Genomic DNA, 26,366 nt, shown 5'->3' on the forward strand with positions numbered 1-26,366 from the left:
GGTGATCATCGGTCCTCCGTCACAGGGATTCGGCGGGCACGCGCAGGGCGAGCGACTGCTGGTAGAGCCGCTCCAGCGGCTCCGGGAAGCGGGCTTCCGGCCCGTCGGCGGCAGCGGCCACGGGCAGCGCCAACCCGGTCGTGGCCGTGAGCCGCGGGCTGGCCGTGCGCAACAGGCCCTGGCGGCCCAGGACCATGCCGAGGAGGAGCCGCTCGTGCATCGGGAGGGTCCTGGGCAGTTCCGGATCGCCGGCCCGCTGGATGTCGCCCTCGTCGTAGCCGAGGCGGCGGATGTCCATGACGGTGTGCAGGTTGTCCATGAACGGGTAGTAGGCGTCCTGGAGTTCGCGGGAGAAGCCCCAGATGATGTCGTCGCAGCGGCCCACCTGCTCCAGGCTCATCACGAGCCGGCCGTCGAGCCGGTCCACGAAGAAGGCCTTGCAGGCGCGGCGTACGTCCTCGTCCGCGCTGTTCATGCCGAGGAAGAGCGCGGCGTCGCCGTACTCCACGGGCGCGGTCTCGGCGGGCACGGTCTCACTGGGCACGGTCCCGTCGGACGCGTTGGTCTCAGACTGCATGGCGGTCGAGCACCTCGCGCATCCGGACCATGGCGTCCGCGAACACCTGCGGGTCGCGCGCGAGGGCGAAGCGCACGAAGGCCTCGCCGCGGTCGGGCTGGCTCCAGTAGAAGAACCGGCCGGGCAGGACGTAGACCTCCGACTCGGCCAGGAGGCGCTGCAGTTCGGTGGCCGTCAGCTCGAGGTGGTTGATCCGCGCCCAGGCGACGCTCACGCCGGCGACGGGCTCCTGGTACTCCAGGATCGTGCCGTCGATCGCCTTGCGTATCGCCTCGCGGTTCTGGGTGAGGACCTCGCGGACGGAACCGAGCTGGTCGCGGGTGGAGTCCTCGACGTACTGCGTGAGCATGTTGAGCACGAAGGGCGAGACGTTGAGCAGCACGCTGGTGTGCAGGTTGTACACGTCCTCGCGGATGTCGTCGCTGGCCGTGATCATGGCCGCCTTGGCGTCCTGGACGGGCCAGGTCTTGCCCGTGTCCTCGATGGCCAGATAGGAGATGCCGGAGCTCTCGAGCAGCTCGTAGATGTCGAAACGGGCGAGCTTCTCGTCGTACAGGGTGAACGAGGCGAAGCAGAAGTCGATGACAAGCAGCTTGTTGTGGTCCTTGCAGAAGCGGACGACCTCTTCGAAGCCCTTGCGGCCGTGCTGGAGCAGCGTGAAGCCGGTGGGGTTGTTGGGGTCGACGAGGAACAGCGCGTCGGTGCGGACCCGGCGCCTGAGCTCTTCGTAGATCCGGTCCGGGTCGTGGAGGGCGGATTCGTCGATCGGGTACATCGGTACGCCCATGTTGTTCAGGACGTCGTAGAGGTTGTCGAAGCAGGGCTCGACCAGCGTGACCGACTTCCGCTGCTGCTTGAGGTACATGCCGGCGACCATCGTCGAGATCGAGGCGGCGTACGAGAGCAGGGTCTTGTTCTTGGCCAGGGCCGTGGGCTGGCGGTGCAGGGTGAAGAACGCCTCGGTGAAGCGCTCTTCGGCCGTTGCCTGCAGGCCCCGCTCGGCCTCGTACCAGAGTTCGGGCAGTCGGGCGACGATCTCGCGCTGGCTGTCCGACTGCTGCTGGTGGGTGTGGGCGTCGGCGAGGTTGAACCTGGTGCGCAGGGCCTGGATCTCGTGCTGGGTCAGGTCGAGGAGTTCGCTGGCCGAACCGGTCGAGCTGCTGTGCGAGGTCATGGTTCCTCCGGTCGAGGGCGGGCGTGCCAGGGGGAGAGGTGCGCGCTCGGGTGCGTCGCTGCCGCGGCGGGCGGGATCAGCTGCGGCTCGGGCGGGCGGTTCTTCCCCGGGGGCGGCCGGCTCCTGAGGGGAAAGCGGTGCGGCGGCCCTTGAGCTGTGTCATGGTGATCCCCCATAAGCGGACTGCAGTCCGTTTCGGCAACGACCCTGACACATCGTGTTCACGGGGGCAAGCAAATGAACGGCGAAGAAAGGGAGTTGGGGGTTAGGTGTGGCCCTTGCCCACGAGGCGCACGTGATGTCCGAGATGTGTACACTCGCGACAACCCACGTACCTACGAAGTCACGGACGAAGGCACAGCATGACTGGCGGGTCACCTGAAGTGACCGAACTCATCCAGCAGCCGGTCCGCGAGCGGGCGGACGCCGCGCGCAACCGCAGTCGCATCCTGGCGGTCGCCGCCGAACTCTTCAGGGAGCACGGTGTGGAGAACGTGTCCCTCGATGCCATCGCCGCGCGCGCGGGCGTGGGCAAGGGCACGCTGTTCCGCCGGTTCGGAAGCAAGTCCGGGCTGGCCGTGGCCCTGCTCGACGCCGAGGAGAGCGAGTTCCAGAGCCGAATGCTGTTCGGGCCGCCGCCGTTGGGGCCCGGAAGTGACGCGAGCGCGCGGATCACCGCCTTCTTCGACACGTATCTGGACCTGCTCGACACGAACCTGGAGCTGGTGCGGCTCTCGGAGACCACCGCGCCGGGCGTCCGCTACCAGATCGGCTCGTACTGCCTGTGGCAGCGGCACCTTTCGGTGCTGCTGACCGAGGCGCGGCCGGAACTGGACGCGCAGAGCACCTCGCACCTCCTGCTGGCCATGGTCGACGCCGACCTCCAGCAGGCCCTGCGGGGCGGTGAGTTCACCCCCGGCCGGATCCGGGGCGCGCTGCGCGAGATGGTCCGGCGGGTTCTGGAGGCCTGAGCCCGGGCGGTCGGGCCCGGGCACGCGCACGGGTGGTCCCGGCACGGCGGTGGCCGTACCGGGACCGGCAGGTCGGCGCGCCGGGCGTCAGACCTCCCTGATCGCCTCGATTTCCAGCGAGAGCTCGATCTCCTTGGAGACCAGGATCCCGCCGGCTTCCAGGGCCATGTTCCAGGTCAGGCCCCAGTCCTCGCGGTTGATCTTGCCGCGTGCCGAGAAGACCGTACGGTCGTTGCCCCACGGGTCCCTGGCGTAGCCGAGGTAGTCGACCTCGAGCTCGACGCGGCGGGTCAGGCCCTTGATCGTGAGATCGCCGGCGAGGGTGCCGCTCGTGCCGTCCCAGCTGACCGACGTCGAGGTGAACGCCGCGCGGGGGTGCTCGGCCACGTCGAAGAAGTCGCCGGACCGCAGGTGGTCGTCCCGGGTGGCGTCGCCGCTGTCGACGCTGGCCATGTCGATCACCGCGGTGACCTTGCTGTCCTCGGGGCGCTCGCCGATGTGGACGGTGGCGTCGACGCCGGTGAACCGGCCGCGCACCTTCGTCAGCATGAAGTGCCGGCCGAGGAAGCCGACCTCCGCGTGCCCCGGGTCGACCTTCCAGTCACCCACGGCCGGGAGCTCGACCCCGTCCACGGTGCGGGTCGGCGATGTCGCGCTACTGGTCATCGTCCGTTCCTCCTCCTTGTGTGCGGGCGCCGGTGCTCAGACGCCGGACTCGGTCGGGAGGCCGCCCCCGATCCAGTCCTCCTTGCCGTCCTTGTACGTGTAGACGTTCGAGTAGCCGAGCTCCGCGAGCCGCGCGGCCGCGATCCCCGAGTTGGAGCAGGTCGTGCCGGTGCAGTAGACGATGACCTCGGCATCCTTGTCGGGCAGCAGGCCCGGGGCCAGCGTGTCGACGTCGTCGACCGGGAGGAGCAGGGCGCCCGGCAGGTGCGCCTCCTTGTAGTACTGCTCCGGCAGGGCCTCGACGACCGCGGCCTTGCCGCCGTCGAGCTTCTGCTTGACCTCGTCGCGGGAGAGGTTCTGAACCGCCATGTAGCCAGCCTCCGAAAATCAAGGATCAATAAGTGCGTACGCACGCACCTTAACAAGTGTGTGCGGGCGCACGCAATAGGGGTAGGATCGAGGCGTGACCGGACAGGACGACCGACTAGAGGCCTGGCGCGCGATGCTGCTCGCGCACAACACCGCCGTGCGCGCCATCGAGAGCGACGTGCAGCGCGACGGCCGGATCCCCTTGACGTGGTACGACGTACTGCTCGAACTCAAGGCCGCCGGTGAGCACGGGCTGCGCATGCAGGAAGTCGCCAGCCGGGTGGTCCTCAGTCGGACCAGGGTGAGCCGCCTGGTCGACGAGATGGTGCGCGAAGGCCTGGTCGACAAGGTGCCCGACACTCATGACAAGCGGGCGTCCTGGGCCGTCATCACCCCGAAGGGCGCCGACGCGTTGCGCGCGACGGCCCCCGTGTACATGCGCAGCATCCAGAAGCACTTCTCGGCGCACCTCACCGAGGCGGACGCCGTGGTGATCGCGCGGGCGCTGTTCAAGGTCGCCCAGCCGGACTCGGACCTCTCGCTGGGCTGACCGGCGGCCGGCCACCGGCTGACCGGCCGGCTGCGGCCGACCCGCCGGCGGCCCCTCCCCGACGCTCTACGCGCAGGCGGCGCACAGGCCGCGGTAGGTGACCTCGGCCCCCGAGACCGTGAAGCCGAACCGCTGCTCGGCAGGGAGCTGGGCCAGCGGGTCGCCGTTCGGGTGGACGTCGCGGATCAGACCGCAGCCGGAGCACACCAGGTGCTGGTGCGGGTGGTGCGCGTTGGGGTCGTACCGTTTGGCCCGACCGTCGGTGGCGACCTCCATGACCTCGCCGAGGGAGACCAGCTCGCCCAGGGCGTTGTAGACGGTGGCCCGCGAGATCTCGGGCAGCCGCTCCACCGCGAGGGCGTGCACCTCGTCGGCCGTGAGGTGCACGTGATCACCGTCGAGGACCTCCGCGACCACGCGCCGCTGGGAGGTCATCCGCCATCCGCGTCCACGCAGGCGCTCCAGCAGGTCACTCATATCGGCTCACCTTTTCAGGTTGGGCGGGACACCCGGGTGCCCGGAATGTACAGGTGGGCGTCCGGGATCCGACGGAATATGGCCTTGGTGTCCTTCTTGACTTGGATTGCGTCCATCGTAGGATCGGTTGCGCCGATAGCCAAGGGACAGGAACGGTCCGGAGCAGCGCGAGACTGGACTGGAGACGGTCCGGGACGGTGACCGCCCCGGCGTCAGGACGACCCACGAAACAGGGGCCCGCCACCGGGCCCCAGCACCCCAGATGTTCCATCGCATGCAGTTCCTGATCACCGTGACCGCATGGTCCGGTCCGGAAGGATTCCCATGTCTGAGAACCATGATGCAATCGTCACGGACGAGAAGCCGGAGGGCGGCGGGGGCTGCCCGGTGGCGCACGACCGCGCCCCGCACCCGACCCAGGGCGGCGGAAACCGCCAGTGGTGGCCGGAGCGGCTCAATCTGAAGATCCTCGCGAAGAACCCCGCCGTGGCCAACCCCCTCGGCGAGCAGTTCGACTACGCCGCGGCGTTCAACACGCTCGACCTCCCGGCCGTGAAGCGGGACATCGCGCAGGTGCTGACCACCTCGCAGGACTGGTGGCCGGCCGACTTCGGCAACTACGGGCCGCTCATGATCCGCATGGCGTGGCACAGTGCGGGCACCTACCGCATCAGTGACGGCCGCGGTGGCGCCGGGGCCGGCCAGCAGCGCTTCGCCCCCCTCAACAGCTGGCCGGACAACGTGAGCCTCGACAAGGCCCGCCGCCTGCTGTGGCCGGTCAAGAAGAAGTACGGCCAGAGCCTCTCGTGGGCCGACCTCATGATCCTCACCGGAAACGTGGCCCTCGAGACGATGGGCTTCGAGACCTTCGGCTTCGGCGGCGGCCGCGCGGACGTCTGGGAGCCCGACGAGGACGTCTACTGGGGTCCCGAGACCACCTGGCTCGAAGACGAGCGCTACACCGGCGACCGCGAGCTGGAGAACCCCCTCGGCGCGGTCCAGATGGGCCTCATCTACGTCAACCCGGAGGGCCCGAACGGCACCCCGGACCCGCTCGCCGCGGCCCGCGACATCCGTGAGACCTTCCGCCGGATGGCGATGAACGACGAGGAGACCGTCGCCCTGATCGCGGGCGGCCACACCTTCGGCAAGACCCACGGGGCCGGCCCCTCGGACAACGTCGGCGACGACCCCGAGGCCGCCCCGATCGAAGCCCAGGGCTTCGGCTGGGCCAACTCCTTCGGTACCGGCAAGGGCGCCGACGCGATCACCAGTGGTCTCGAGGGGATCTGGACGAACACCCCGATCGCCTGGGACAACACCTTCTTCGACATCCTGTTCGGCTACGAGTGGGAGCTGTTCAAGAGCCCGGCCGGCGCACACCAGTGGCGTCCGAAGGGCGGCGCCGGGGCCGGCACCGTACCCGACGCCCACGACCCGTCGAAGAGCCACGCCCCGACGATGCTCACGACCGACCTCTCGCTGCGGATCGACCCGGCCTACGAGCAGATCTCGCGGCGCTTCCACGAGAACCCGGCCGAGTTCGCGGACGCCTTCGCCCGCGCGTGGTTCAAGCTGACCCACCGCGACATGGGTCCCGTCGTGCGCTACCTCGGACCGGAGGTCCCGGCCGAGACGCTGCTGTGGCAGGACCCCGTCCCCGCTGTGACCCACCCGCTCGTCGGCGAGGCGGACGTGGCCGTCCTCAAGGAGCGGGTCCTCGCCTCGGACCTCACCGTCTCCCAGCTGGTGTCCGCGGCGTGGGCGGCGGCCTCGTCCTTCCGCGGCAGCGACAAGCGCGGCGGCGCCAACGGCGGGCGCATCCGCCTCCAGCCGCAGAACGGCTGGGAGGTGAACGACCCCGACGAGCTGGCGACGGTACTGCGCACGCTGGAGGGGATCCGGGAGGCCTTCAACTCGGCCCAGAGCGGCGGCAAGCAGATCTCGCTGGCCGACCTGGTCGTGCTCGCCGGCGGCGCGGGCGTGGAGCAGGCCGCGAAGGACGCCGGGTTCGAGATCCGGGTGCCCTTCGCGCCGGGTCGCACGGACGCCTCGCAGGAGCAGACCGATGTGGAGGCGTTCGCCGCGCTCGAGCCGGCCGCCGACGGGTTCCGCAACTACGCGGGCAAGGGCAGCCGCCTGCCCGCCGAGTACCTGCTGCTCGACAAGGCGAACCTGCTGACCCTCAGCGCCCCCGAGATGACCGTCCTCGTGGGCGGTCTGCGCGTCCTCGGGGCGAACCACCAGGGGTCGGCCCTCGGCGTCCTCACCACCACCCCCGGCACCCTGACCAACGACTTCTTCGTCAACCTGCTCGACCTGGGTACGACCTGGAAGGCGACGTCCGGGGACGCGAACACGTTCGAGGGCCTCGACGCCGCCACGGGCAAGGTCAGGTGGACCGGCAGCCGGGCCGACCTCGTCTTCGGCTCGAACTCCGAGCTGCGGGCACTCGCGGAGGTCTACGCGAGCGATGACGCGAAGGAGAAGTTCGTCAAGGACTTCGTCGCCGCCTGGGACAAGGTCATGAACCTGGACCGGTTCGACCTCGTCTGACCGTGAGGTCCGGGGCCGGCCGGCCGGGAACGGCGGCCGGCCCCGGATCCGGTGGTGGTTTTCATCCGGTCGGCCGAGCAGCGCAAGCCAGCCGCGCCGCGCCGGGGCAGGCTGTGCACAGGACCGCCACCACCGCACAGACGAGGACCGCGCCATGTCGCACAGCCGGCGTATCGCCATCATCGCGGGGTCGGCAGCTCTGCTGCTGACGGCCACTGCCTGTTCCGGCCTGGGCCGGAGCACCGTAGGGATGCTCCAGTTCCGCGGCCACGACTCGCTGGTCGAGCTGAGCTACTCCAACACCCTGGTCAGGGGATGCCACAAGATCGCCATCCCGAAGGGGGCGACGCACGTGGAGAACAACACCCTCGTGGACATCGTCCTGTACCGGACGGAGGACTGCCGCAAGGCGGACAAGGTCGACGGCACCTACGTCGCCACGACGCTCTCGAACGTGACGGCCCCCGCGAGCATGCCCTGGCGCAGCTTCAGCGTCATCCACTGACGCGATCGGCTCCCACGCGGCTTCGCCCCGACGGCACGACACCCCGACCCGCCGTCCGGCACGGCATGCTGGGGCGGTGTCCTCTCCTGCCGCGCGCCCCCAACAGCCCGACGCCGCCGACCTGATGGTCGTGTGCGGTGACGACGGCCTCGCCCACCGGCTGGCCGCCGAACTCCGCGACGTGTACGAGGAGCGGGTGACCCTGGTCGTGCCGGCCGTCCGCGAGGTACGGCCCGCTCCCGGGCGGCCGCGGTCCGGCGCGGGCCGGGGCCTGCTGGGACGGCTCCCGACCGCCCGGAACCGTACGGCCGCCGGGGAACGGGCCGCCGCACGGGAGTCCGCCGTACGGGAACTGCGCGTACTGGAGGCTCCCGTGCCCGACGAGGAGGCACTGGCCGCCGCCGGGGTGGCCGGGGCCGCCGCGCTGGCGCTCGTCTACGAGGACGACGAGACGAACGTTCGGGCCGCCCTGGTGGCACGGCGCCTCAATCCCCGGCTGCGGCTCGTCATCCGGCTCTACAACCGCAAGCTCGGGCAGCACCTGGAAGAACTGCTCGACCAGGCGGCGCTGGTCGCCGAGCCCGGCATGGACCTGCGCGGGCTGGACTCCGCCACCACCGTGCTGTCGGACGCCGACACCGCCGCCCCCGCACTCGCCGCCTCCGCCGTCGCGGGCACCAGCAAGGTGATCCAGGCGGACGGACTGCTCCTGCGCGCGGTGGAACGCACGCCACCGGGCCCGGGGGAGGTGGCCGACCCGGGCCTGTGCACGCTGGCCCTGCTGTCCGCGACCGCCGTCGACCCGGCAGGCGCCGACGGATCGGAGCTCGGCGGGGACCGGGGGCCGCAGCTGCTCCCGGACGACCGGGCCGTCGCGGCCGCGACCGGGCGGGGGATCATCGCGCTGGAGGCCATCTCCCAGGCGACCCGGGCGACCGAGGGGCGGCGGCTGAACCAGGTCTCCCTGCCCGTGGGTTCGCTGTTCTCGCGCAGGCTCCGCTGGTCACTGGCCGGGATCACGGCAGCCGTCGGCGCCCTGGCAGTGGCTTCCTCCATGGTCACGGGGGACGCCCCGCTGCACGCCGCCTACCTGACCCTGCTCGACATCTTCGCGATCAACGACCCCGCACTCGACCAGCCGCGCGAGCAGCAAGTCCTGCAGATCCTGGCCGGGTTCGTCGGCCTGCTCCTGCTGCCCGTCCTGGTCGCGGCGGCCCTCGAGGCGCTGGGCGCCTTCCGCACCGCCACGGTGCTGCGCAGGCCGCCGCGCGGACTGTCCGGTCATGTCGTGCTGCTCGGCCTCGGCAAGGTCGGCGCCCGGGTGCTCGCACGGCTGCGGGAGCTGGGGATCGCGGTGGTGTGCGTGGAATCCGATCCGCTGGCCCGCGGTGTCGCCCTCGCGCGCCGTCTGCACGTGCCCGTGGTGGTCGGCGACGTCACCGACGAAGGGGTGCTGGAGGCCGCCAGGATCCACCGGGCCCACGCGTTGCTGGCGGTGACCAGCTCGGACACCACCAACCTGGAGGCCGCCCTGTACGCCCGCTCGGTGAAACCCGACGTACGGGTGGTGATGCGGCTGTACGACAACGAGTTCGCCACCGCCGTCTACCGCACCCTGCGCGAGGCCCACCCGACGGCCCTCACCCGCAGCCGCAGCGTCTCCCACCTGGCCGCCCCCGCGTTCGCCGCGGCGATGATGGGCCGCCAGGTGCTCGGCGCGATTCCGGTGGAGCGCAGGGTGCTCGTGTTCGCGGCGCTGGACGTTGCGGGCTGCCGTCAGCTGGAGGGCCGCACGGTCACGGAGTCGTTCCGGCCCGGAGCCTGGCGGGTGATCGCCCTGGACCGGGCCGCCCTGGGCACCCGCCGCACCGGCCTCACGACGGAGCCCGGCTACGGCGCCGCCCGGCGGCCCGCCCTGGTGTGGGACCTGCACCCCGGCTACGTCCTGCGCCCGCAGGACCGCGTGGTCGTGGCCGCCACCAGGCGGGGCCTGGCGGAGCTGCTCGGCCGCGGGCAGGCCCGTACGGAGGGGGCCGGTTCCGGGGCCGGGGCCGGGTCCGCGGACACCGGGGCGGCTCAGCCCGGGTGACCCGGCGGCCGGTCGTCGCCGGTCGCCAGCAGGTGGTGCGTGCCGTGGCCGGCCGCGTCGACGTGGACCACGTGGCCGCCCACCCGGACGGTTTGGGTGCCCGCGGCCGTCCAGGAACCGACGGGGCCCGCGGAGTCGGGCAGCGGGGTCCAGACCTCCAGGAAGGTGCTGCCGTCGAGGTTGGTGCCGGTCTCGACCATGTGGTCGCCCTCGGGGCGCAGGACCCCGACGTCGTGGCCGGGGACGCCGACCTCGTGGTGGAAGGTGACCCGCTCACCGTCGTAGGAGGTCCTGCCGGCGAAGCCGCGGGTGTCCGCGTACAGGGTGCCGGTCTGGAGCCACACCACGGACCCGGTTTCCCGGAGCGGGCCGCCGTCCCGGCTGATTCCGGCGCGCAGCCACGCGCCGCGGAGGGGTGCGTCCATGGTGCGGCCGGGGTCAGGCACGGTCGACGTGGACACTGGTGGACTTCACCCGGGTGGTGGCGCGCACGCCGACCTCCAGGCCCAGCTCCTCGACCGCCTCCCGGGTGAGCAGGGACACCAGCCGGTGCGGGCCGGCCTGGATCTCCACCTGCGCCGAGACCTCGCCGATCCGCACGGCGGTCACGATGCCCGGGAAGGAGTTGCGGGCCGAGGTGTACGCGGGCTCCTCGTCGGAGGCGGCTTCCTGGGCGACCTCGACGCAGAACGCGGCGAGGTCCGGGCCGTCGACGATCCGGCGGGTGCCGACGCGGCGGGTGGGGAAGCGCTCGGCGTCCGCCCAGCGCCGGGCGGTATCGGAACTGACGCCGAGCAGGGTCGCCGCCTGGCCGATGGTGTAGGACTCCATGGACCCACACTAGGGCCGATGGAGCCACGACAGCGCTGCCCCCGGTCGGGAGCGTCCCCGACGGCGATCTGCGCGAGTCGATCCAGGTGCTGATCGACGCCGGCTCCGGGCGCTGACGCCGCCGCCGTACTGTGGGCTCCGGGGCCAGTGGCACCGGAGCCCGGCGCATGCCCCCGCAGCAGAAGGCCGCAACAGGAGGATCGACATGGACAGCGCTTTCACGGACGTCCCGCCCACCACCCTCGCCGACCTCCTGGGCCGCGAGCAGGTCATGGACATCGGCATCCGCCCGCAGTGGGACTCGCCGCGCGTCGCCGGGCCCGCGTACACGGTGCGGTGCGAGCCCGGGGACAACCTGATGCTGCACGCGGCCATTTACCGCGCCGGGCCCGGCTCCGTCGTCGTCGTGGAGTCGGGCGATCTGGACTACGCCCTGGCCGGCGGCAACGTGTGCGCCGTCGCCCAGCGCCGGGGCATCGCCGCGTTCGTGCTCGACGGGCTCGTCCGCGACCTCGGTGAGGTGCGCGAGGCGGGCTTCCCCGTCTTCTCCCGCGGTGTCATCCCGATCCCGGGCGGCAAGAAGAAGCTCGGCACGCTCGGCGGCGCGGTCCGCGTCGGCGGGGTGACCGTGCACCCCGGTGACATCGTGGTCGCCGACGAGGAGGGCATCGTGGTCACCCCGGCCGCCCGCCAGGAGGAGGTCCTGCGCGAGGTACGGGCGAAGCTGGCCAAGGAGGCCGGGGAGTCGCTGGACGCCTGGGAGGAGCAGCACCGCGCCCGGATCGAGAAGGCGCTGGGCGAGCAGGGCTTCACCGGCTGACGCCACCGCACCACCGGCCGGTCAGGCCATCCAGAAGAACACCGCGGTCATGCGCTTGTCCTCCAGGGTGTGGCCCCAGTACCCGGTGGCGGTGTGGATCAGGTTGGCGGAGTAGAGCAGCAGGCGGTTGGCCCGGTGGGGGACCCGGAGGTCCTCGACGAAGGAGTCCGGGGCGACGAAGCGGGTGCCCAGGGCGTCGACCAGGTTGTTGTGCGGGGCCGCCACCTGATTGCCGCCGAGGGAGCCGCCCGGCAGGCTCTGGCGGTAGAAGCTGGTCCCGCAGTCCTTCGGCACCTTGGGGTTGAGGTAGAGCACCGCGGCGTACCGGCACAGCGTGCGCGAGTCGGTGTGCGGCCGCGGCTCGCACTCGCCCTCGCCGACCACTTGTACGCAGTTGTGGTTGAACGTGCCGCCCCCGGCGGGCTCCTGGGCCCAGATCCGCCGGGCTCCGGTCGCCTTCAGCACCAGCCGCTCCACGTGCGCGAGTTCGTCCGGTTCGAGTGCCGGCATGGAGCGCAGACCCGGCCAGGCCTCGGGCTTGTGGGGGTAGCCCTCGGTCCAGTCGTCCCGTGCGAGCAGGCGCTCCCGTACGGCGTCCGGATCCGGCAGTACGTTGTCCAGTTCCCAGTAGTCGCGTCCGCGGGTGGGCTTGCGGTACGGGAGGACGGGCAGGGCCGGGGGGTGTAGAGGCATGCCAGGGAAGGTAGTTGGCCCTCCCCGGCCGGCTCGCCACACAAGTGGTCAACCTTGTGTCAAGTGTTCGCCATGCGGAGGCGGCGGCCCGCCGACCGGATCAGCCGGCGTGGACGTGGGGACGGCGGGCCCGCTCCGGTTCGGCCTCGCGGATGACCTCGCGGGTGACGGGGGCGACCTCGCCCTGGCCGAAGAGGAAGAACCGCAGGAAGTTGGCCATCGGGTTGCCCTCCGTCCACTCGAAGTAGATGTGGGGGCGCTGTCCGGTCTCGTCGCGTACGTGGAGCAGCAGGGCGGCCAGGGCGTTGGGGATGCTGGAGCTCTCCAGGGTCAGGACCCGGTAGCGGTCGTGCAGGACTTCGCCGCGTACCCGCATCCCGGATTCGAACTCGGACGCGTCCAGCACGGTGACCTCGACGAACATGACGTCGTCGGCGGCCGGGATGTCGTTGTCCCGGCGGATCTGCTCCACCTTCTCGCGGTATTCCGCCTTGTCCCGGTTGTCGGGCTCGTTGGCGATGAAGCGGATCGTGCGGTTCGCGGTGTCGCGGATGAACCGCTCCGCCATGTCGTCGAGTTCCACGTGCGTGACCCGCAGCTCGAAGACGCGGGCGAGGCGGGAGAGGAGGGAGAGGGCCATGATGCCGGCGATGAAGCAGGCGCCGATCTTCACGCCGTCGGGGCGCTCCACCACGTTGACGGCGGTGGTGTAGAGCAGCACGGCGGAGATGACGCCGAAGCCGACGGTCCAGCCGCGCTCGCCCGCCCGGCGCGCCGCGATGGTCACGGCGACGGCCGCCGAGGTGATCAGGACCAGGACGCCGGTGGCGTAGGCGCCGCCCTGGGCGTCCACGTCGGCGTCGAACAGCCAGGTCACCAGGAAGGCGATGAGGGTGAAGACGATGACCATCGGGCGCAGGGCGCGGGCCCAGTGCGGGGCCATGCCGTAGCGGGGCAGGTAGCGGGGCATCAGGTTGAGCAGGCCGGCCATCGCGGAGGAGCCCGCGAACCAGAGGATCAGGATCGTGGAGATGTCGTAGACGGTGCCGAAGGCGGAGCCCAGGTGCTCGTGGGCCAGATAGGCCAGGGCCCGGCCGTTGGCCTCGCCGCCCGGCTGGAACTGGTCGGCCGGGATCAGCAGGGTGGTGATGAAGCTGGAGACGATCAGGAAGACGCTCATGATCACGGCGGCGGTGGTGAGGAGCTTCTTCGTGCCCCGGATCCGGCCCGCCGGTTTGTCGGGGGTGTCGTCGGGGTCGCCCTGGACGTGCGGCATGACCGCGACGCCCGTCTCGAAGCCGGACATGCCCAGCGCGAGCTTGGGGAAGACGACGAGCGCGATGGCGATCATCATGAAGGGGTTGCCGTGCTCGGTGGTCAGCGCGCTCGACCAGTCGGTGATGACGTGGGGTTCGCTCAGCACCTCCCAGACACCGACGACCATGACGATCACGTTGAGGCCGAGGTAGGTGGCGACCAGGACCACGGCGACACCGATGGCCTCGCTGAACCCCTTGAGGAACACGGCTCCGAGCAGCGCGACCAGGATCAGCGTGATCAGAACCTCGTGCCCGTGCAGGGTGGAGGTGAGGTGCGGGTTCTCCACCATGTGCGCGGTCGCGTCGGCCGCCGACAGGGTGATGGTGATGAGGAAGTCGGTGGCCGCGAACCCGAGCAGGGTCAGGACGAACAGCTTGCCCTTCCAGAACGACAGCAGCCGCTCCAGCATCGCGATCGAGCCCTCGCCGTGCGGGCTCTCCTCCGCCACCCGCCGGTAGACGGGCAGCGCTCCCAGCAGGGTCAGGAGGACCAGCACGATCGTCGCCAGCGGTGACAGCAGCCCGGCCGCGAGCGCCGCGATGCCGGGCTGGTAGCCGAGGGTGGAGAAGTAGTCGAGGCCGGTCAGGCACATCACCCGCCACCACGGGCGGCCCTCGTGCGCGGTCTCGGCGTGTGACTGCTGCTTGGGGCGGTCGGTCAGGCCTTCCAGCAGCCAGGCACGCAGGCGCGTGGTCGGGGTCGCGGTGGCGGGGGCCATCGTGGTGCTCCTGTCGTACAACTCGAATTCGGCCATCGGTACGACCGAGCACCGAGCGTACGGAAATCGATCATTTATGCACGCGTCGGACGCAATCCTGACGCGGTCTTAACGCCCGGCGCGCCCCGGCACACGCCGGCCCGGGCCAGGCCTTCGCATCCGGGCCGCGGCTCCAGCGGCCCGGACACCCCGCCCCGCTCACCCCTGCTCGCCGCCGTCCTCCCGGCCGCCGGCGCCCTGCCGTGCGCCGCCGCCCTCCGGGGCGCTCAGCAGGACCTCGCGCAGCCGGGCGACCAGTGCGGAGGCGCTCTCCGGCTCCTCGTCGCTGCCCGGAGCGAGGCCTTCGCCGGCCGTGAGTTCCTTGAGGTTGTCGTAGAGGACCTCGGAGTACGCCTGCTCCTTCTCCACCATGCCGCCGGGCTGGCGCAGTCCGATGGTGACCTCGATGACCTTGCCGATCAGCGCGGTCATCGCGAAGGAGTACAGGCCCAGTACCACCGTGGCGGTGAGTTGCTTGCCCAGCAGGTCCCAGGAGCCTCCGTAGAAGAGGCCCCTGTGGCCCGTCAGGGTCCCGGTCGCGCACAGGCCGGCCATGACCATGCCGACGATGCCGCCCCAGCCGTGGATGCCCACCACGTCCAGGGTGTCGTCCACTCCGAGGCGGTACTTCCAACTGATCGCGAACGCGCAGGTCAGTCCGGCGAGGAAGCCGATGATGCTGGCCCACACCGGGCTCACGCCGCCCGCCAGCGGGGTCATGGCGACCAGGCCGGTGACCGCGCCCATGCACATGTCGAGCAGGCCGACCCGCCGGGTGCGCCACCAGCTCGTGACCGCCCAGCCGGCCATGGCCGCGCCCGCCGCGAGCTGGCTGTTGAGGAAGGCCATCGCGGCGCCGCCCGGGGTGCCCAGCGAGGAGCCGGTGTTGAAGCCGAACCAGCCGAACCACATCAGGGACAGCCCGATGACCACGAGCGGCAGGTTGTGCGGCCGAATGTCCTGGCGCTCGAAATCCGCGCGCCTGCCCGCGACGGTGGCGAGGGCGAGCCCGGCGGCCCCCGAGCCGATCTCCACGACCGTGCCGCCGGAGAAGTCGACGGCGCCGAGCTGCTTGGCGGCCCAGCCGTCCGGGTCGAAGACCCAGTGCGCCATGGGGATGTAGACCAGCAGGGTCCAGGCGATGACGAACGCGATCCAGCCGCCCATCTTGGCGCGGCCCGCGATGGAGCCGGCGATCAGGGCCACGGTGACGACCGCGAAGGACAGGTGGAAGACCACGAAGGTGACCGTGGGCACGGAGCCGGTCAGCGACCGGGAGCCGATCCCGCGCAGGAAGGCCTGGTCGAGGGTGCCGATGACGCCGAGCCCGCCGGCGTCGGGGCCGAAGGCCAGGGAGTAGCCGATCGCGAACCAGAGCACGGTCACGATCACCATGCAGAAGAAGATCATCTTCAGCATGGCGACGATCTGGCCGGTCTTGACCATGCCGCCGTAGAAGAACGCCACGCCGGGAGCCATCAGCAGCACCAGGGCCGAGGCCATCATCAGCCAGGCGGCGTCGCCGGAGTCGGCCACCGGGGTGGCGGCCGCCGTGGAGGCGGCGGTGATCATATGGGCGTTCACTTGTCACGCTCTCGTCGGTCCAGCACGGATACGATCTCGGCGAGCAGCGCGGCGTCCTGCCGCTCGGCCGCGTCCCCGGCCGCACCCACCGGTGCGGGCTCCCGGGACGGGCCGCCGGCCTCGCCCATGCGGTCGCGGATCTGGTCGAGGGTCTCGTTGTCGTACGCGACCTCCTCCTCGCGGCCGGGTACGTTCTCGTACTCCTCGGAGGTGCGGAAGCCGACGGCCAGGTCGATCACCTTGGCGATGAGCAGGGTCATGACGAAGGCGAAGGATCCGACCGCCAGGACGCCGACCGCCTGGCGCCACAACTGGTCGAGCCCGCCCCCGTAGAAGAGGCCCTTCCTGCCGCTCATCGCGGCGGTCGCGAAGAACCCGATGGAGAGCACGCCGGTGATGCCGCCCCAGCCGTGGACGCCGACCACGTCGAGGGTGTCGTCCACGCCGATCTTGTACTTCATGTTGATGGCGAAGCAGCACACGACACCGGCGACGAAGCCGATGATCAGCGCGCCGATCGGGGAGACCTCGCCGCAGGCCGGGGTGATGGCCACCATGCCCGCGACCGCCGCCGAGGCGACGCCCAGCATCTCCACGTGGCCCAGCCGCCACTTCTCGATGATCGGCCAGCCGATCATCGCGCCGGCGGCCGCCAGCTGCGTGTTGAAGAAGGTGGTCGGAGCGCTGCCCTCGACCTGGAGGGCGGAGCCCGCGTTGAAACCGAACCAACCGAACCACAGCAGCGCCAGGCCGATGACCACCAGCGGCAGGTTGTGCGGGCGGATCGTCTCGCGCTCGAAGTCCTTGCGCTTGCGCAGGACGATGGCCACCGCGAGTCCCGAGGCGCCGGAGCTGAGCTCGACGGGCAGGCCGCCGGCGTAGTCGAGCGCGCCCAGGGACTTCTGGATCCAGCCGTCGGGGGCGAACACCCAGTGCGCGGTGGGCACGTAGACCAGCATCGTCCACGCGACGACGAAGACCAGCCAGCCCTTCATGGTGGCCCGGCCCGCGATCGAGCCGCTGATCAGCGCCACCGTGATGATCGCGAACGACATCTGGAAGCAGGCGAAGATCACCGTCGGGATGGAGCCGTGGAGGGAGTCCATCCCGATGCCCTGGAAGAAGGCGTGGTCGAGATTGCCGATCATGCCGCCGCCGGAGTCCTTGCCGAAGGCGAGGGTGTAACCGACCGCGACCCACAGGGTGGTCACCAGCGACAGGCAGGCGAAGCTCATCTTGAGCATCACCAGCACGTGTTTGGTTTGGACCATCCCTCCGTAGAAGAAGGCGAGGCCGGGGGTCATCAGCAGCACCATCGCGGTGCTCGCCATCATCCAGGCGGTGTTACCCGTGTCGTAGCCACTGGGCATCGTGGTGGAGATCTCTCTGGTCGTGGACGGGTGGAGGGGGAGCGGGAGCGGCTCAGGTCTTGCGCAGGGCCGGGGCGGGTACGCCGATCAGCCGGCGCCGCACCGCGTCCCAGACGGCGGCCAGCGCCCGGGTCACGGCCTCGGACCGCTCGCCGAGCACCCGCACCCAGGCTCCGCAGTCCTGCGGCAGCACGCTGACCCCGTACGGGAGCTGATGGCCGGCCAGGGTCTCGTGCAGGAGGTCGGCGAGCTCGCGGGCGGGGGCGAGCGGGCTGACCGCGAAGAAGCAGGCCATCACGGAGTGGCCCGCCAGTACGGCGGGCCCGTCGACGGCGGAGCGCCCGGCGCGGGAGCCCGCGTCGCCGGAGCCCGTAGGGCCACCGGGGCCACCGGGCTCCAGTCGTACGGTGTCCAGCGCGACCAGTTCGCCCCCGGGACGGCGCAGTTCGAAGTCGGAGGCGAAGACGGCGTAGGCGTCGCGTTCACCGCGGGCCAGCCTGCCGGACAGCACGGTCTCGCTCACCAGCACGGTGGCGGTGGGGTCGGCGGTGATCACCGTGCGCTGGTAGAAGCGGGAGTCGACGTAGGGGATGACCGGGTCCGGGAGGTACTCCACGTACGCGTGCGGTCCGGCGGTCAGGAAGGTCTGCGCGACGGCGTAGTCGTGCTCCATCCGGTAGACCTTGGTGGCCGCCTGGGTGGTGATGTGCCCCGAGGCGCCCGGGCCGAAGGACAGGTCGGTGCGGAGCCGGTCGGCCTGGATGATCCCGCCGCCCGTGGACATCAGGAAGGTGATCGGCAGATCGGGCCGGTGCGGGTCGAAGTAGAGCGGCCGCATGATCTGCAGTGGGGACTTCTGGTAGTGCCGCACCAGCTCGGTGCGCCCGCCGGCCCGCTCGAAGCCCAGCTCCAGCAGGCCGACCTTGCCGGGACGCCCGACGCCGAGGGTGTCCGGCACCGAAGCGTGCCGCAGGACCTCCTGCGGGACGCGCGGGGGCTCGTAGTGCGCGGGGGACAGCCGCACGGGTGGGACCGGGGTGCGCGGCGGGACGGGCGTGTGCGGCGGGTCCGCCACGAGGCTCACGCCGGGACCCGGCGGAAGGACTCGATGAAGGTCGCGATCTCCTCCAGGCCCTGCCCGGTCAGGCAGTTGGTCAGGACGACAGGGCGGCCCTCGCGCACGTGGTGGGCGTCGCGCTCCATCACCCCGAGGTCGGCGCGCACGTACTGGGCGATGTCGATCTTGTTGATCACCAGCAGGTCGGACTCGGTGATGCCCGGGCCGCGCTTGCGGGGCATCTTCTCGCCCTCGGCGGTGTCCAGGACGAAGAGGAAGAGGTCGACCAGGACCGGGCTGAAGGTCAGCGTGAGGTTGTCGCCGCCCGACTCGTAGAGCAGGGTGTCGACATCGGGGAAGCGCTCCAGCATCTCGGCGCCCGCGGCGAGGTTCATCGTCGGGTCGTCGCGCACGGCGGTGTGCGGGCACGCGCCCGTCTCCACGCCCACGACCCGCTCGGGGTCGAGCAGTCCGGCCAGGGTGCGGCGGACGTGGTGGGCGTCCTCCTGCGTGTAGATGTCGTTGGTGATCACGGCGGGCCGGTGGCCGCGCTCGATGAGCACCGGCACCAGGGCCTCGATCAGCGCCGTCTTGCCGGAGCCGACGGGGCCGCCGACGCCGACGCGCAGGACGTTGTCCACGTTCATGAGGAGTCACATGCCTTCTGGGGAGCGAACGGAACGAATGGAAGGGAGGATCAGGTCGCGAACAGCCGCGCCTCGGCCCGCTCGTGACGGCCCGACATCACATCGGCCATCGGAACGAAACCGCCGAGATCGGCCAGTTCGCGGCGCAGGGCCGCGCCCGCCACTTCCTCGATGACGGGCGCGACGCCCCGCAGGACGACCTGCGCCTTGCGGTGGTCCGTGAGCCGCAGCCGCAGCGCGGCGCCGGTGAAACTGGCCGTGTACGCGAACAGGTCGCTCACCACGGCCTGTTCGGCCGGGACGCCCGCCGCCGCGTACGCGACCCCCGCGGCCACCGCCTGCGAGCCGGGTGCCCGCTTGGCGGCGACGAGCGAGGCGTACCGCTCCAGCGGCTCCCCGCCGACGCACTCGCGGGCGATGTCCAGCAGCTGGCGCCCGGTACGGGTGGCGGCGCGGCGCAGCCCCTCGTTCAGCTTGGAGGCGTTCAGCCGCTGGTCGGTCTCGGCGAGCGCGTCCCAGTCGCCGGCCAGCGCGGCCCGGTGGGCCAGGGCCAGCGCCGTGGCGTCGGACGGGCCCACCGAGTGCCGCAGCAGGTCGGCCAGCAGCGACGGCAGGCCCTCGGGGGTCACGGCCTTGGCCTGGGCGTAGCCCTCCAGGCCGTGCGAGAGGGTGTAGAAGCCGCTGGGGAAGGCCGAGTCGGTCAGCTGGAGACTGACCAGCAGGGCCTGCACGGGAGAGGCGGACGCGCCCTCGGCGCGGATCACGGTGGTGCTCATGCCAGGTAGAACAGGTGGTTCAGCGGGAGTTCGCGGGCCGGCTCGATAGTGGCCGGTACCCCGTCCAGGCTGACCTTGTACGTCTCCGGGTCCACCTCGATCACGGGCAGCGCGTCGTTGCGGACCATGTGCTGCTTGCCGACCGTACGGCAGTGCCTGACCGGCAGGACCCTGCTGTCCAGGCCGAGCCTCTGCGGTACGCCGAGGTCGATCGCGGCCTGCGACATGAAGGAGACGCGGGTGGCCTGCTTCGCCTTGCCGTACGCGCCGAACATCGGCCGGTAGTACACCGGTTGCGGGGTCGGCAGCGAGGCGTTCGGGTCGCCCATCAGTGCCCAGTTGATCAGTCCGCCCTTGATGACCATTTTCGGCTTGGCGGCGAAGGAGCCGATCGGCCACAGCACGATGTCGGCGAGCTTGCCGGTCTCCAGGGAGCCGATGTGCTCGGCCGTGCCCGAGGCGATGGCCGGGTTGATCGTGATCTTGGCCAGGTAGCGCAGCACGCGGAAGTTGTCGTTGCGCTCGGTGTCGCCGTCGAGCTTGCCGCGCTGGTCCTTGCAGTGGTGCGCGGTCTGGAAGGCCCGGGTCCAGGACTCGCCGATGCGGCCCATGGCCTGCGAGTCGGAGGAGAAGATCGAGATCACCCCCTCGTCGTGCAGCACCGTCTCGGCGGCGATCGTCTCGGCGCGCACGCGGGAGTCCGCGAAGGAGACGTCCTCCGGGATGTCGTGCGACAGGTGGTGGCAGACCATCACCATGTCGAGGAGCTCGTCGACCGAGTTCACCGTGTACGGCAGCGTCGGGTTGGTGGAGGACGGCAGGACGTTGGGCTCGCCCGCCACGCGCATGATGTCGGGGGCGTGCCCGCCGCCCGCGCCCTCGGTGTGGAAGGTGTGGATGGTGCGGCCGTCGATCGCCGAGCGGGTGTCCTCGAAGAAGCCGGACTCGTTCAGGGTGTCGGTGTGCACCGCGACCTGTACGTCGTAGCTGTCGGCCACGTCCAGGGCCCTGCTGAGCGCGGCCGGGGTGGTGCCCCAGTCCTCGTGGACCTTCAGTCCGCAGACGCCCGCCTCGACCTGCTCGATCAGCGCCTCCGGGAGCGAGCCGTTGCCCTTGCCCAGCAGGCCGACGTTGACCGGCAGGTCCTCGACCGCCTGGTACATGCGGCCGATGTTCCACGGACCCGGGGTGCACGTGGTGCCGTTGGTGCCGTCGGAGGGGCCGGTGCCACCGCCGATCATCGTCGTGATGCCGTTGGACAGGCCGTGCTCGGCCTGCTGAGGGGCGATGAAGTGGATGTGGGTGTCGATGCCGCCGGCCGTGGCGATCAGGTGCTCGCCCGAGATCACCTCGGTGCCCGGGCCGATGACCAGCTTGGGGTGCACACCGGACTGGGTGTGCGGATTGCCGGCCTTGCCGAGACCCGCGATGAACCCGTCCTTGATGCCGAGGTCGCCCTTGACCACGCCGAGGATCGGGTCCATGACCACGACGTTGGTGATGACCAGGTCCAGTGCGCCCTGCAGGTTGGTGGCCTGCGGGTCCTGCGCCATGCCGTCGCGGATGCCCTTGCCGCCGCCGTAGACGGCCTCGTCGCCGTAGTGGCCCTCGTTGTGGTCCTTCTCGACCTCGACGACCAGATTGGTGTCCGCCAGGTGGAAGCGGTCGCCGACGGTCGGACCGAACAGGTCGGTGTACTGCTTGCGGCTCAGGACGGCCATCAGTTCGATCCCTTCTTGTGGGTCTTGTTCTTCTTCTTGCCGTCTTCGGCCCTGGACCCGTCACCGTCTCCGGCGCCGGCCGCGCGGGGCGCGGTCTCGGTGTGGACGTCCTCGATGCGGGCGCCCTTGAAGCCGAGCTCGACCGCCCGGCGCAGGGCGCGGATGCGGGTGTCGGTGGAGCCGAGGCCGCCGTCGACGAGCGAACTGAAGCCGATCAGCCGGCCGTGGCCGCTGTACGCGGTGAGCTCGACCTCGCGGGTGTCGCCGGGCTCGAAGCGCACGCCGGTGCCCGCGGGGAGGTCGAGGTGCATGCCGTAGGCGGCGTTGCGGTCGAAGTCGAGGGCCCGGTTGACCTCGAAGAAGTGGTAGTGAGAGCCGACCTGGACCGCGCGGTCACCCGTGTTGGACACGGTGACCTTGGCCTTGCGGCGGCCGGCGTTGATCTCTACGGAGCCTTCTCCGTAGAGGTATTTGGCGCCACCGGACATGGTGGTACTTCCCTTCCTTCGGATCAGTGGGGGGAGTGACCGTGGCCGCCGCCGTGCGGGTGGCCGTGGCCGGGTTCGCGGTCGTGCGGGTGGCCGTGGCCGTGGCTGAGGCCGTGACCGTGGGCCGGACCGGGACCGTGACCGTGACCGTGGTCGTGGTCGTGGTCGGCACCCGGGCCGTGCGAGTGCGCGTACCCGTGCCCGTGCTCGGCGTCCAGGCCCTCGGCGATGCCGTCCTGCCCGTGGGTGAGCCGGTGCAGCGCCTCCTGCGCACGGGCCCGTACGACCTGTGCGACCGCCGCGTCCGACAGCAGCGGACCGACGTCCAGGACCCCGGCCGGTACGACGGCGGGCGCGGCGAACGCGGCCCGGATCAGGGCGACTTGGTCCGCACCCAGGCGGCGGCAGCGCTCCACGCCCTCCGCGAGGTCCGGGTCGCCCCCGTCGAAGGCGACCTCGACCCAGCGGTGGTGACCGTACTGCCGCACCAGCCGGGCCACCCGGAAGAGATCGGCGTCCTCGAACGGCCCGGCGGCCGGCGCGGTGACCAGGACGGCGGAGGTGCCGGGCGATTGGCGCACCGCCTTGAGCGCGGCGGTACGCAACCACGCGGTCAGGTGGTCCACGGTGGCGAAGGGCGCCGCCAGGACGAGCCGCCCGTGCCCCTCCTCCCGGCCCAGCCAGCGCAGGGCGCGGGCGCAGTCGGCGATCAGCGCGGGATCGCGCCCCAGCGTCATCGGGACCACGCAGACCGGGCCGGGCGCGGCGGCGAGCGCCGCGCGCACGGCGTCGGCCAGCGGCCGGCCGGCGCGGAGGGCCCCGGTCGCGGCCCCGCCCTCGTGGCCGCCGGCCAGCACGACCGTGACCTCCGGCCCGCTCGTGGCGCCCGGGCGTTCTGGTGCTACGGCGGCCACGGGTCAGGCGCCGACGGGGTCGTGGCAGGACACGAGCTTGGTGCCGTCCACGAAGGCCGCCTCGACCTGGAGCAGCGGCAGCATCTCCCGTACGCCGGCCATGACATCGGCGCCGGAGACGACCTGCTTTCCGAGCTCCATGCACTCGGCGACGGTCCTGCCGTCACGCGCGCCTTCGAGGATGCCCTCGCTGATGAGCGCGCAGGCCTCGCTGTAGTTCAGTTTGACGCCCCGGTCCCGCCGCTTGCGGGCCAGGTCGGCCACGACGTAGATCCAGAGCTTGTCCATCTCACGGGGAGCGAGATTCATCGGTCACTCACTTTCGGCTCTCAAGGTGTTCGAGGTGCACGACGGCAGCGGCCCGGGAGGGGTCAGGTCCGTTGCAGCCGGGGGATCTGCGGCACGGCCGCCACGAAGACGAGCGTGGTCAGGACGAACGGCCAGGTGAAGGTGTGGCCGCCGAACGGCGCGAAGAACGCGGTCATGGCGGCCGTCAGCCCGGTCGCGGCGGCGGCGCCCAGGACGGCGAAGGAGAAGCTCCAGCCGGACCGGACGACGAAGACCCCGCACAGTGCCATCGCGACGAGCACGCTGCTGTAGCCCATGAGCCCCTGCGCGACCCCTTCGGCCGGTGAACCCATCGCCCAGGCGACGAGGATGGCCGTGAGGCTGCCGACGCAGGCCATCACTCCGGCGACCCGGCTGGCCACGAAGATCCCGGCGAGGAAGATCAGGCCGACGTACCACTGCGGCATGAAGAAGATCTGCCCGACGTTGGCGAAGAAGGCGTGCCAGAGCTGGTCCCAGTCCAACGTGGTGGTTCCGTTGGCGGACTCGGGCAGCGCCGCCAGATCGGGGCCCGTGTGCCACACCCGGGAGAAGCTGGGTGCCGCGATGGTCATGACGCTCGCGATGATGCAGAACGGCGCCGTGAACGTGGGGATGTTCCACGTGCCGAGGATCGTGGCGAGCGCCGAGGTGACGACCACGACGGTGATGCTGCCGCCGATCGCCAGCAGCAGGGTCGAGAGGTGCTTCCACCCGAGGAATACGGCGAAACCGAGCGAGACGAGCGTGCCGTTGAAGCCGCGCAGTCCGGCCGAGACGATCTCACGGTCGATGGCGAACGCGTAGGCGGTGCCGGTGCCGACGGCGGCGCCCAGGAGTCCGTAGAGGGCGTACTGCCAGCCGGCGGCGGCGAGAGCCGCGAGGAAGAAGATGCCCGTGATCGCACTCGGCATGAAATCGACCTGGGCGACGCCCCGCAGGACTTCTTGGACAAAGCTCGCGGGTTGAGCGGGAGCCTGTCGTGCGGGCTCCGTTGCCACGGCCTGCATTTCCTTCTCCAATGCGCAAAAAGAGAGGGCCCTGAAGGGCCCGAGAATCGGTGGCGCGTTGACGACATTACCCGTGAACCGGGGCAATCCTGCCCGGAGATGGGCGTGTCGGAATTCCAAGGTGACGGCAGTGTGTTTTCGATAAATGTGTTCGTCATTCGCATTCGTGTGGACGGGGAACGGGAATACGATCGGAATATCGGGCCGTGCGCGGCGGCGCGCCCGGAAGGGTCATCGCCGCCGCCCCGATGGCGCGCCGCACCGGCGGGACCCGGTGCGGTGGTGTCCCGTGACGGGGTGCGAGTCTTCGCGGGTGCCCGATGGTGGGCCGAGCTGTCCCCGGCTGCCGGCGCCGCCGTCATGGCCGCCGGGATCCTCTCGGTCGGCCTGCGCCTCATCGGCCAGGGCGCGCTGTCGATCGTCGCACTGGCCGTCTCCGGGGCCCTGTGGCTCGTACTCGCCGCCGATTTCACGGCCCGGCTGCTGGGCGACCGCGGCCGGTTCCGCGCCGAGGCCGACACCCCGGCGGCCCTCACCGCCGTGGCCGCCACGACCGTCCTCGGCGCCCGGCTCTGCGTCCTCGGGTGGCAGGCCGCGGCCTTCGCGCTGCTCGTCCTGGCCGCCGCGCTCTGGCCCGGACTGCTGATCGCCGTACTGCGGCACTGGGGGCGCCGGATGCCCGGCGCGGCCTTCCTCGTCTGCGTGGCCACCCAGGGGCTCGCGGTCCTGGCGGGCGCACTGTCCACCGCCACCGGCCGCGAGTGGCTCGGCCGGGCCGCGCTGGCCGCCTTCTGCCTGGGCCTGCTGCTCTACGCGCAGGCCCTCGTGCGCTTCGACTTCCGCGAGGTGGTATCGGGCGCGGGCGACCACTGGGTGGCCGGCGGGGCGCTCTCCATCACCGCCCTCGCCGGATCCGGACTGACGGCGTCACCCCTGTGGACGGGGCCGGTGCACACGGGGCTGCGCACCGTCACGCTGGCGACGCTCGGCCTCTCCCTCGCCTGGTACGCCGTGCTCCTCGCCGCCGAAGCGGTCCGCCCGCGCCCGCGCTACGACATCCGGCGCTGGTCGAGCGTCTTCCCGCTCGGCATGACGGCGACGGCCTGCCTCTCCGCGGCGGCCCCGACCGGCGTGCCCTGGCTGCGCCCGCTCGGCACGGTGCTGCTCTGGGTGGCGGTCGGCGCATGCGTGCTGACCTGCGCGGCCTTCCTCGCGGACCGCGAATCCCGGCAACGGAGGTGAGCGCGGGGTCCGCGCCCCCCCGGCCGAGGTGCTCACCGACCGGCGACTTGGTCATCAGGGTCGCCGCCGGGCGCCCTCCCACGTCCGGGAGCAGGCCACACAGCCCAGCAGGACCACGGCCAGGACCAGTGCCCACTCCGAGCCGTGACGCAGTGTCAGCAGAGCTCCGGCGAGCGCTCCGAGCAGCAGGGCCACGACCGTCACGAGGCGTCGTAGCGGCGCCGGCCCCCACGGGTCGGCCGCCAGCCCGGTCAGGGCCCTGGTGACCACGGTGGTGGTCAGGTCGGGGACGGCGAGCCGGTGCACCACGGCGTTCTGCAGGCCCATGCCGAGCGCGAGCAGGGCGATCACGCCGGCCGGTCCACCGCCGGTCGCGGACAGCGCCAGCGCACCGCCGACCAGCACGGTCTGCGCCGCCACCAGCGGCGCGAACATCCGGGCGGCCTCGGTGGTCCGCCGCAGTCGGCCGGCGGCCGAGGCCCCGGCCAGGAAGGCGCCCAGGGCCAGCAGGGAGTCAGGGGCGGACAGGGACCGGTCCCCGGCGATCGCGAAGCCGAGGAAGACCACGTTGCCCGTCATGTTGGCCACGAAGACGTGGTCGAGCCCCAGGTAGCTCACCGCGTCGACCACACCGCTGACGAACGTGAGGACGATCAGCAGGGGCGGCAGCACCCCGTGCGGCGACTGCGCGCCGTCCGGCCCCGGCGGGAACAGCAGCGCGGCCAGCGGCCGCAGGATCCCGCGTCGCCGAGGTGTGGGGGTCATGGGGTCCCTCCGGTCGTGGCACGGGCCGGTCGCCCCTGGCGGGTGGGAACGGGACTTGCGCCGGAATCGAAGGGACCCGCACGCCCCGAAAGGGGGCAGGAGAAATGGAA

General features: G+C 71.3%; 27 protein-coding genes. 7 read left to right on the top strand and 20 right to left on the bottom strand.

Annotation, left to right across the window (positions count from 1 at the left end; all coding sequences use genetic code 11):
- Window positions 1–19: 19 nt before the first annotated feature.
- Together OG389_RS32965 and OG389_RS32970 are read right to left on the bottom strand one after the other, a co-directional pair.
- Complete coding sequence (locus OG389_RS32965; protein WP_328302458.1) at window positions 20–577, bottom strand: DUF6190 family protein; 558 nt, start codon at window positions 575–577, stop codon at window positions 20–22.
- Window positions 567–1,751 (bottom strand): pyridoxal phosphate-dependent aminotransferase, encoded by a 1,185-nt coding sequence (locus tag OG389_RS32970; RefSeq protein WP_328302460.1) that lies wholly within the window; start codon window positions 1,749–1,751, stop codon window positions 567–569. Before OG389_RS32970 ends, OG389_RS32965 begins: the two co-directional genes overlap by 11 nt.
- Before the next feature lie 383 nt (window positions 1,752–2,134).
- Here OG389_RS32970 and OG389_RS32975 point away from each other — a divergent pair, with 383 nt between their 5' ends.
- Window positions 2,135–2,722: a TetR/AcrR family transcriptional regulator gene (locus OG389_RS32975; protein ID WP_328302462.1), complete on the top strand. Its 588-nt coding sequence runs from the start codon at window positions 2,135–2,137 to the stop codon at window positions 2,720–2,722.
- Between the two features lie 87 nt (window positions 2,723–2,809).
- On the opposite strand, the gene OG389_RS32980 is transcribed toward OG389_RS32975, so the two are convergent.
- Window positions 2,810–3,388 carry a YceI family protein gene (locus OG389_RS32980; RefSeq protein ID WP_328302464.1) on the bottom strand — a complete coding sequence of 193 codons (579 nt, stop codon included), beginning with the start codon at window positions 3,386–3,388 and terminating at the stop codon, window positions 2,810–2,812.
- Between the two features lie 36 nt (window positions 3,389–3,424).
- Complete coding sequence (locus OG389_RS32985) at window positions 3,425–3,757, bottom strand: rhodanese-like domain-containing protein (RefSeq protein ID WP_328302466.1); 333 nt, start codon at window positions 3,755–3,757, stop codon at window positions 3,425–3,427.
- Between the two features lie 94 nt (window positions 3,758–3,851).
- Here OG389_RS32985 and OG389_RS32990 point away from each other — a divergent pair, with 94 nt between their 5' ends.
- Window positions 3,852–4,307 (top strand): MarR family winged helix-turn-helix transcriptional regulator, encoded by a 456-nt coding sequence (locus tag OG389_RS32990; RefSeq protein WP_328302468.1) that lies wholly within the window; start codon window positions 3,852–3,854, stop codon window positions 4,305–4,307.
- A gap of 66 nt (window positions 4,308–4,373) precedes the next feature.
- Here the strand turns inward: OG389_RS32990 and OG389_RS32995 are convergent, their stop codons facing one another.
- Complete coding sequence (locus tag OG389_RS32995) at window positions 4,374–4,784, bottom strand: Fur family transcriptional regulator (RefSeq protein ID WP_328302470.1); 411 nt, start codon at window positions 4,782–4,784, stop codon at window positions 4,374–4,376.
- 324 nt (window positions 4,785–5,108) lie between these two features.
- On the opposite strand from OG389_RS32995, the gene katG reads away from it, so the two are divergent.
- The 3 genes from katG to OG389_RS33010 all read left to right on the top strand — a co-directional run bounded on the left by katG (window position 5,109) and on the right by OG389_RS33010 (window position 9,934).
- On the top strand, window positions 5,109–7,340 hold the full coding sequence (gene katG / locus OG389_RS33000; RefSeq protein ID WP_328302472.1) for a catalase/peroxidase HPI: 2,232 nt from the start codon (window positions 5,109–5,111) through the stop codon (window positions 7,338–7,340).
- A 154-nt stretch (window positions 7,341–7,494) separates the two neighbouring features.
- Window positions 7,495–7,845, top strand: a complete 351-nt coding sequence (locus OG389_RS33005) for a hypothetical protein (RefSeq protein WP_328302474.1) — start codon at window positions 7,495–7,497, stop codon at window positions 7,843–7,845.
- A 124-nt stretch (window positions 7,846–7,969) separates the two neighbouring features.
- Complete coding sequence (locus OG389_RS33010; protein ID WP_328304282.1) at window positions 7,970–9,934, top strand: potassium channel family protein; 1,965 nt, start codon at window positions 7,970–7,972, stop codon at window positions 9,932–9,934.
- Here OG389_RS33010 and OG389_RS33015 read toward each other — a convergent pair.
- Window positions 9,922–10,359 (bottom strand): hypothetical protein, encoded by a 438-nt coding sequence (locus OG389_RS33015; RefSeq protein ID WP_328302476.1) that lies wholly within the window; start codon window positions 10,357–10,359, stop codon window positions 9,922–9,924. The genes OG389_RS33010 and OG389_RS33015 overlap by 13 nt on opposite strands.
- Window positions 10,360–10,372: 13 nt before the next feature.
- Window positions 10,373–10,765: a TOBE domain-containing protein gene (locus tag OG389_RS33020; protein ID WP_328302477.1), complete on the bottom strand. Its 393-nt coding sequence runs from the start codon at window positions 10,763–10,765 to the stop codon at window positions 10,373–10,375.
- Between the two features lie 205 nt (window positions 10,766–10,970).
- Between OG389_RS33020 and OG389_RS33025 the strand changes: the two genes are divergently transcribed.
- Window positions 10,971–11,585 carry an RraA family protein gene (locus OG389_RS33025; protein ID WP_328302479.1) on the top strand — a complete coding sequence of 205 codons (615 nt, stop codon included), beginning with the start codon at window positions 10,971–10,973 and terminating at the stop codon, window positions 11,583–11,585.
- A 21-nt stretch (window positions 11,586–11,606) separates the two neighbouring features.
- Here the strand turns inward: OG389_RS33025 and OG389_RS33030 are convergent, their stop codons facing one another.
- From OG389_RS33030 to OG389_RS33085, 12 genes are all read right to left on the bottom strand, one after another.
- Window positions 11,607–12,278, bottom strand: a complete 672-nt coding sequence (locus OG389_RS33030) for a DUF6445 family protein (RefSeq protein ID WP_328302481.1) — start codon at window positions 12,276–12,278, stop codon at window positions 11,607–11,609.
- A gap of 100 nt (window positions 12,279–12,378) precedes the next feature.
- Entirely contained in the window at window positions 12,379–14,316 is a 1,938-nt protein-coding gene (locus OG389_RS33035) for an amino acid transporter (RefSeq protein ID WP_328304284.1), read from the bottom strand.
- Window positions 14,317–14,514: 198 nt separating this feature from the next.
- Complete coding sequence (locus tag OG389_RS33040) at window positions 14,515–15,927, bottom strand: ammonium transporter (protein ID WP_328302483.1); 1,413 nt, start codon at window positions 15,925–15,927, stop codon at window positions 14,515–14,517.
- An 8-nt stretch (window positions 15,928–15,935) separates the two neighbouring features.
- Window positions 15,936–17,309 carry an ammonium transporter gene (locus tag OG389_RS33045; protein ID WP_328302485.1) on the bottom strand — a complete coding sequence of 458 codons (1,374 nt, stop codon included), beginning with the start codon at window positions 17,307–17,309 and terminating at the stop codon, window positions 15,936–15,938.
- Window positions 17,310–17,361: 52 nt separating this feature from the next.
- Window positions 17,362–18,393: an urease accessory protein UreD gene (locus OG389_RS33050; protein ID WP_443059379.1), complete on the bottom strand. Its 1,032-nt coding sequence runs from the start codon at window positions 18,391–18,393 to the stop codon at window positions 17,362–17,364.
- The gene (gene ureG / locus OG389_RS33055; protein WP_328302487.1) at window positions 18,390–19,013 is read right to left on the bottom strand and encodes an urease accessory protein UreG; all 624 of its coding nucleotides are present in this window, start codon (window positions 19,011–19,013) and stop codon (window positions 18,390–18,392) included. Before ureG ends, OG389_RS33050 begins: the two co-directional genes overlap by 4 nt.
- 50 nt (window positions 19,014–19,063) lie before the next feature.
- Complete coding sequence (locus tag OG389_RS33060; protein ID WP_328302489.1) at window positions 19,064–19,789, bottom strand: urease accessory protein UreF; 726 nt, start codon at window positions 19,787–19,789, stop codon at window positions 19,064–19,066.
- Window positions 19,786–21,510, bottom strand: a complete 1,725-nt coding sequence (ureC, locus tag OG389_RS33065) for an urease subunit alpha (protein WP_328302491.1) — start codon at window positions 21,508–21,510, stop codon at window positions 19,786–19,788. Before ureC ends, OG389_RS33060 begins: the two co-directional genes overlap by 4 nt.
- Window positions 21,510–21,998: an urease subunit beta gene (locus OG389_RS33070; RefSeq protein ID WP_328302493.1), complete on the bottom strand. Its 489-nt coding sequence runs from the start codon at window positions 21,996–21,998 to the stop codon at window positions 21,510–21,512. The genes ureC and OG389_RS33070 overlap by 1 nt, the downstream gene beginning before the upstream one ends.
- 23 nt (window positions 21,999–22,021) lie before the next feature.
- Entirely contained in the window at window positions 22,022–22,912 is an 891-nt protein-coding gene (locus tag OG389_RS33075) for a sirohydrochlorin chelatase (protein ID WP_328302495.1), read from the bottom strand.
- A gap of 3 nt (window positions 22,913–22,915) precedes the next feature.
- On the bottom strand, window positions 22,916–23,221 hold the full coding sequence (locus tag OG389_RS33080) for an urease subunit gamma (protein ID WP_328302496.1): 306 nt from the start codon (window positions 23,219–23,221) through the stop codon (window positions 22,916–22,918).
- A 62-nt stretch (window positions 23,222–23,283) separates the two neighbouring features.
- Window positions 23,284–24,249: an urea transporter gene (locus OG389_RS33085; protein WP_443059380.1), complete on the bottom strand. Its 966-nt coding sequence runs from the start codon at window positions 24,247–24,249 to the stop codon at window positions 23,284–23,286.
- Between the two features lie 297 nt (window positions 24,250–24,546).
- Here OG389_RS33085 and OG389_RS33090 point away from each other — a divergent pair, with 297 nt between their 5' ends.
- Window positions 24,547–25,491 (top strand): tellurite resistance/C4-dicarboxylate transporter family protein, encoded by a 945-nt coding sequence (locus OG389_RS33090; RefSeq protein WP_328302498.1) that lies wholly within the window; start codon window positions 24,547–24,549, stop codon window positions 25,489–25,491.
- Window positions 25,492–25,545: 54 nt separating this feature from the next.
- On the opposite strand, the gene OG389_RS33095 is transcribed toward OG389_RS33090, so the two are convergent.
- Window positions 25,546–26,256, bottom strand: coding sequence for a YoaK family protein (locus OG389_RS33095; RefSeq protein WP_328302499.1), 711 nt, complete (start codon window positions 26,254–26,256; stop codon window positions 25,546–25,548).
- Window positions 26,257–26,366: the final 110 nt, after the last annotated feature.

Source organism: Streptomyces sp. NBC_00435, from assembly GCF_036014235.1.
Lineage (GTDB): Bacteria > Actinomycetota > Actinomycetes > Streptomycetales > Streptomycetaceae > Streptomyces.